The 5,304-nt window shown below is 45.6% G+C and carries 4 protein-coding genes, 1 tRNA gene and 1 other annotated feature; all 5 genes read right to left on the minus strand.

What is annotated here, in order from left to right:
* Positions 1-367: 367 nt before the first annotated feature.
* Positions 368-964 carry an anthranilate synthase component II gene (locus PH235_RS14350; RefSeq protein ID WP_272162941.1) on the minus strand — a complete coding sequence of 199 codons (597 nt, stop codon included), beginning with the start codon at positions 962-964 and terminating at the stop codon, positions 368-370.
* On the minus strand, positions 965-2,395 hold the full coding sequence (gene trpE, locus PH235_RS14355) for an anthranilate synthase component I (protein WP_272162942.1): 1,431 nt from the start codon (positions 2,393-2,395) through the stop codon (positions 965-967). It lies immediately after the preceding gene.
* A gap of 86 nt (positions 2,396-2,481) precedes the next feature.
* Positions 2,482-2,899 (minus strand) — a binding site (T-box leader).
* Between the two features lie 231 nt (positions 2,900-3,130).
* Positions 3,131-3,772, minus strand: coding sequence for a bifunctional 4-hydroxy-2-oxoglutarate aldolase/2-dehydro-3-deoxy-phosphogluconate aldolase (locus tag PH235_RS14360; protein ID WP_272162943.1), 642 nt, complete (start codon positions 3,770-3,772; stop codon positions 3,131-3,133).
* A gap of 32 nt (positions 3,773-3,804) precedes the next feature.
* A complete protein-coding gene (uxuA, locus tag PH235_RS14365) occupies positions 3,805-4,872 on the minus strand; it encodes a mannonate dehydratase (RefSeq protein ID WP_272162944.1) in 1,068 nt (355 codons plus the stop codon).
* Positions 4,873-5,182: 310 nt separating this feature from the next.
* Positions 5,183-5,266: transfer RNA gene (locus PH235_RS14370), tRNA-Leu, on the minus strand.
* Positions 5,267-5,304 lie beyond the last annotated feature (38 nt).

Below are 5,304 nucleotides of genomic sequence, written 5' to 3' on the forward strand. Positions count from 1 at the left end.
ATATCACGGCTCCGACTCTCCGTCAAGCCTTTTCTGAAAGTTTTTCAGAAGCAATATCGGCTTGCAGATGCGTGGATCAGCAACTTTTATATAATATCACGCTCTAAATCGCATGTCAACAATTTTTCCAAATCATTTCAAAGCCGATTCTGGCGGACAACTTCTATATACTATCATCGCAGCCGAATGCTGTCAACGATTTTTTAATTTTTTTTAAACCTTTCGACACAGACCTAGGAAACCTTATGATTGTTCTCCATATGGCATGCGCGTCAGCGGTCCAAACCCTCCGTATTCCGACCAAAACATCCGACTTCCGCAGTCGGATGCTCTGATGGATTTGTCCCGCTCACCATGCCTATTTAGATCAATTTACTGGCAGCACTGCTTTTTTGGCGATGTTTTCCAAAAAGTTCCGGATAAGCTTCTGACCATCTTTGGTGAAGATGGACTCGGGATGGAACTGCAGGCCGTAAACAGCATGCTCCTTATGCTTCATCGCCATGATGACGCCATCGTCCAAACTTTTGGAGAGTATTTCCAGTTCATCAGGAAGGCTCTTTTCTTCAACTACCAGCGAATGGTAACGCATTACCTCGAAAGGGGAAGTGATCCCTTGGAAAAGCGGATCGCCGTTATGCGTGACCATGGAAGTTTTCCCGTGCTTCAGCGTTTCTGCACGGATGACATTCCCGCCATAGGCATACCCGATGGCCTGATGCCCAAGACAGATTCCAAGCAAAGGCACTTTCCCGGCAAATTCCCTGACCACATCGACGCAAATCCCGGCATCTTCCGGCACGCCCGGTCCTGGGGAAAGGATGATGCAGTCCAGATCCATCGCCTTCATCTCCTCCACTGTCAGGGCATCATTGCGCACGACCAGCACATCCGGATTGATTTCTCCGATGTATTGATAGAGGTTATATGTAAAGGAATCATAATTATCGATCAATAAAATCATTCAGATTACCTCCTTCAAGGCCATTGCTTTGTTGAGTGTCTCGGTATATTCCGATTGCGGAACGGAATCATGCACAATCCCTGCGCCGGCTTGGACATAGGCGAAGCCGTCCTTCAGAATGATGGTCCGGATGGCGATGCACGTGTCCATGTTGCCATTATAGGAGAAATAGCCAACCGCACCGGCATAGATGCCCCGCTTCGTTTTTTCCAATTCATCGATGATGCCCATCGCCCGTATTTTTGGCGCACCGGAAACGGTCCCTACAGGCAGACAAGCGCTCAAGGCTTCAAAGCAGGTCAGGCCCGGTTTCAATTTGCCCGTCACTTTCGAAACGATATGCATCACGTGGGAGTAGATATCCACTTCCATGAATTTATCCAGCTTGACGCTGCCGAATTCGCTGATCCTGCCGATGTCGTTCCTTCCCAGATCCACCAGCATCACATGTTCTGCCCGCTCCTTCTCGTCTGCAAGCAACTCTTTCTTCAACTCATTGTCTTCCTCTTCGTTCTTCCCTCTTCTGCGCGTTCCGGCTATCGGATTCGTCATGACTTCGCCATCCTGAACGGTGACCAGACTTTCCGGAGAGGAACCGACCACCTGGAAATCGCCTAGATCGATATAGAAAAGATAAGGCGACGGATTCTTCGTGCGCAGTCTTCTGTAGATATCGAACGGTTCGGATTCGGACTTGATTTTCAGCCGTTGCGAGAGGACAACCTGGAAGATGTCGCCGGCTTTGATGTATTCTTTCGCCTTCTCGACGAGCGTACAAAATTCCGCTTCGCTGACGTTTGAGGAAACCTCTTGATTCGGATTCACCTCTTGGAAAGGTCGGATGCCGTTTGTCTGGTTCATCGTTTCGGCTAATTTTTCCAGATTGGCAGTAATTGTTTCATAATCCTCCGTATCCTCGGGGAAAACATTATGGACAAGCGTCATTTTGTGCTGGTAGTGATCGTAACTGATGAATTGCTTGTAGAACATCAAGTAGGCTTCAGGCGCCTGCAGTTCATCCGGGTTCACATTCGGCAGCTTTTCGTATTGTCGGATGACATCATAGCCAACGTAGCCGATTGCACCACCGACAAAAGGCAACGGGATATCGGTCTTGAGATAAGGAATCGACACGTGCTCTTTAACGAAATCGAGCACCTTGCCTTTTTTGCGCACGGCTTGTCCATCGGTAGTGATCGTCACGTCTTCGCCCATACTCGTAATGCTCTTGTAAGGGTTCGAACCCAGGAAGGAGTATCTCCCGATTTCCCGCTCAGAAAAAACGCTCTCAAACAAAAACTTATGCTCCCCTTCAAGATTGTAATACATACCGATGGGCGTCAATTGGTCCGCATTGACCGTCAAGTGTACCGGAAACACCTTATTGTGCTTTTTTGCTGCTGCAAATTCTGTTGCTGTCAGATTAAACATATTTCATCCACCCCTAATGAGATTTTTTTGCTATTTCTGCTTGATTCAGGGGATTTTGGGTACAAAAAAAGCCACAACATCCCCTATAATGGGACGATGTAGCCGCGGTGCCACCCATATTAGTTCTCTACTGTTGACTCACGCTCGATCCTGTCGTTCTTTGCGCTCCTTGCCTCCCTACCGGAATCAAGGACCCAATACGTCACCAAAAAATGGGCTATGCATTGTTTTCGCGCTAATACTACAGAATCAAAAAAACACTTCCTCCTCAAAAGGACGAAATGTTTCCATTCGTTTGCCACCTCAGTACAAAACTCGCTCTGCGGGTACGGATGTTAATCGATACCCCGTCCTTTTAACGGCGGACTCCCGGTTTTTGCTACTATAATTTTCGCATCACGTCTCAGAGATCCATTCACCAACAGCTACAGTGCTTGGCTTTCACTGCCCCAAGCTCGCTTTGACTAAACGCCATTGGCTACTACTTCTCATCACAGATTTTATTAGTGTAATTTTAATTCATTATAATCCTTTTCTCATTATTGTCAACTGGGAAATGTTATTTTTTTTAGTGGCAGAGAATCACTTTGCGATAAGCCGGTCCCGGTTGACCATATTCATTTACTCAACTTGGGCCAGAAAAAAGTAGAGCAACAACACCGTCGTGTCATTACTCTACTCATCTTAATTCGCTTGGCAAAGGATTGTTCTAACAACCGAACCTTCAGCCATTTTCTAGGCTCTGATTTTGTCCACCAATGATTTTAGTGTTTTATCCGCCGTTTCGCCATCATCTTTTTGGATGGCCGATTCAGAAATGATAAACGAACCGCCCACAGCAACTATATGGTCATTTTGGACATATTCCATAAAGTTATCTTCGTTGATTCCGCCAGTCGGCAAGAACTTGACATCGTAGAAAGGGCCGCTCAAAGCGTTGATCGCTTTTAACCCACCATAAATATCTGCGGGGAAAAATTTCACTACTTTGATGCCATATTCCGTAGCGCGTTGAATATCGCCAGGTGTCGCCGTCCCGGGAAACACAGGGATATCATGTTTGATGCAGTATTCGATGACATCCGGAACGATCGCCGGCGAAACAATGAATTTCGCGCCATTTTCAACCGCATCTTTTGCTTCTTTCAATGTCCTTACTGTCCCCGCGCCAACAATCAGCTCGCCTGACTGAGCCAATTTCTTCATTGCATCCAAGGCTAAGTTGCTTCGGAACGTCACTTCAATGAACCGCACCTCGTTCTTGACCAGAATCTCTTCCAAGCGATCCAAACAGGAAAGATCCGTAGCGGTATAAAGAGGCAACAATTTTGTTTCTTCGATTTGTCGATAAATTTCGTGCTCCATGTTTGCTAACATATTCCACTCTCACTTTCTTACGTTAAGGATTTTTATCCTTTTGCCTTCGTGATTGCTTCGTGCAATCCTTGCAGATATGTAATGCCCATTGCGCGGTCATACAACCCATAACCAGGCATTGCGACCTCGTCAAAAACCGTACGCCCATGATCGGGACGAACAACTCCATCAAACCCGACATCCACTAAAGCCTTCATGATGGCGTACATATCCAATGATCCATCCGTGCTCAAATGTGCTGATTCCCTGAATTTGCGTTCGCCCAAAAATTCGACATTGCGGAAGTGAACAAAATTGATTCTATGTCCGACTTCACGGATGATTTCAACCATATCATTGTTTGGTTCAGCTCCAAGAGAACCTGTGCAGAGCGTAAGTCCGTTGTATGGAGAATCCACAATACTGAGGATTTTTTTCAGGTCATGCAAATTCTTCGTGATGCGCGGGAAACCGAATAGTTCAAATGGAGGATCATCCGGGTGAATCGCCATCTTGACATCCATTGCCTCACATACTGGAATAATTTTTTTCAAGAAATAGCTCAAATTTTCAAATAAGATTTCTTCCGTAACGCCTTCGTACATTTCCACCAATTTGCCGAATTTATTCAGGCGCTCTTCTTCCCAACCGGGCAGGCTGAAGCCTTTCGATTGACTGTGGATCAGTTTGTACATATCAGCCGGTTCCATTTTGTCCACGACAGCTTGATCGTATACAAGCGAGAAGCTGCCATCTTTATTTTCATAGAACAAGTCTGTTTTTGCCCAACCGAAGATCGGCTTGAAGCTGTAGCAAATCATGCGAACGTCACATGCGGACAAGTTCTTGATTGTCGTAATGTAATTTTCAATGTATTGATCGCGTTCAGGCGTTCCCGCTTTGATTGCATCATGGATCGCCACACTTTCGATCCCCAATAATTCCAGACCGCCTTTTTCCACGGAGTCTTTCAATTCTTGGATTTCAGAAACTTCCCATACATCTCCAGGCAGCTTGGTCAATAACGTTCCCACAACACCATTGATTCCAGGTATCTGTCTTACATGTTTCAACGGAATCGTATCTCCCTTTTCCCCATACCATCTAAATCCCCATTTCATTACGCTTCACCCTTCCTTTTCCTTAAGAAATATCGTCCTCTTGATTGTTTTCCAGCTTTGATGCGTACCCAAGCACTTAAACCATCAGTTCTTTGGCCGATCGCAACTTCAGCGATATGATAGCGCATCCAACCTTTATACTCTTATTATACAAAAAAATATTTTTTTGTAAAGGGAAAATCAAAAGAAAATATTTTTTCTTTTCAAATGCTGTATCTATAGAGTAACAACAGTAGAGGATCACCGTTTAAAAAATTCGACAAAAAAACCCAGAAAGATGAAATCATCTTTCCGGGTTTTTCAGATGTGATACCGGCGGCCGGGGTCGAACCGGCACGCCCTTGCGGGCACTGGATTTTGAGTCCAGCGCGTCTGCCAATTCCGCCACGCCGGCATGATATGAAGAATGCAATTTTCCATCTTACTCATGGA

The sequence above is a fragment of the Trichococcus sp. K1Tr genome (genome assembly GCF_028309625.1).
Classification (GTDB): domain Bacteria; phylum Bacillota; class Bacilli; order Lactobacillales; family Aerococcaceae; genus Trichococcus.

Coding starts and splice junctions, on each gene's coding strand:
- uxuA (WP_272162944.1), bottom strand. CDS start 4,872: ATGAAATGGGGATTTAGATGGTATGGGGAAAAGGGAGATACGATTCCG.
- trpE (WP_272162942.1), bottom strand. CDS start 2,395: ATGTTTAATCTGACAGCAACAGAATTTGCAGCAGCAAAAAAGCACAAT.
- PH235_RS14350 (WP_272162941.1), bottom strand. CDS start 964: ATGATTTTATTGATCGATAATTATGATTCCTTTACATATAACCTCTAT.
- PH235_RS14360 (WP_272162943.1), bottom strand. CDS start 3,772: ATGTTAGCAAACATGGAGCACGAAATTTATCGACAAATCGAAGAAACA.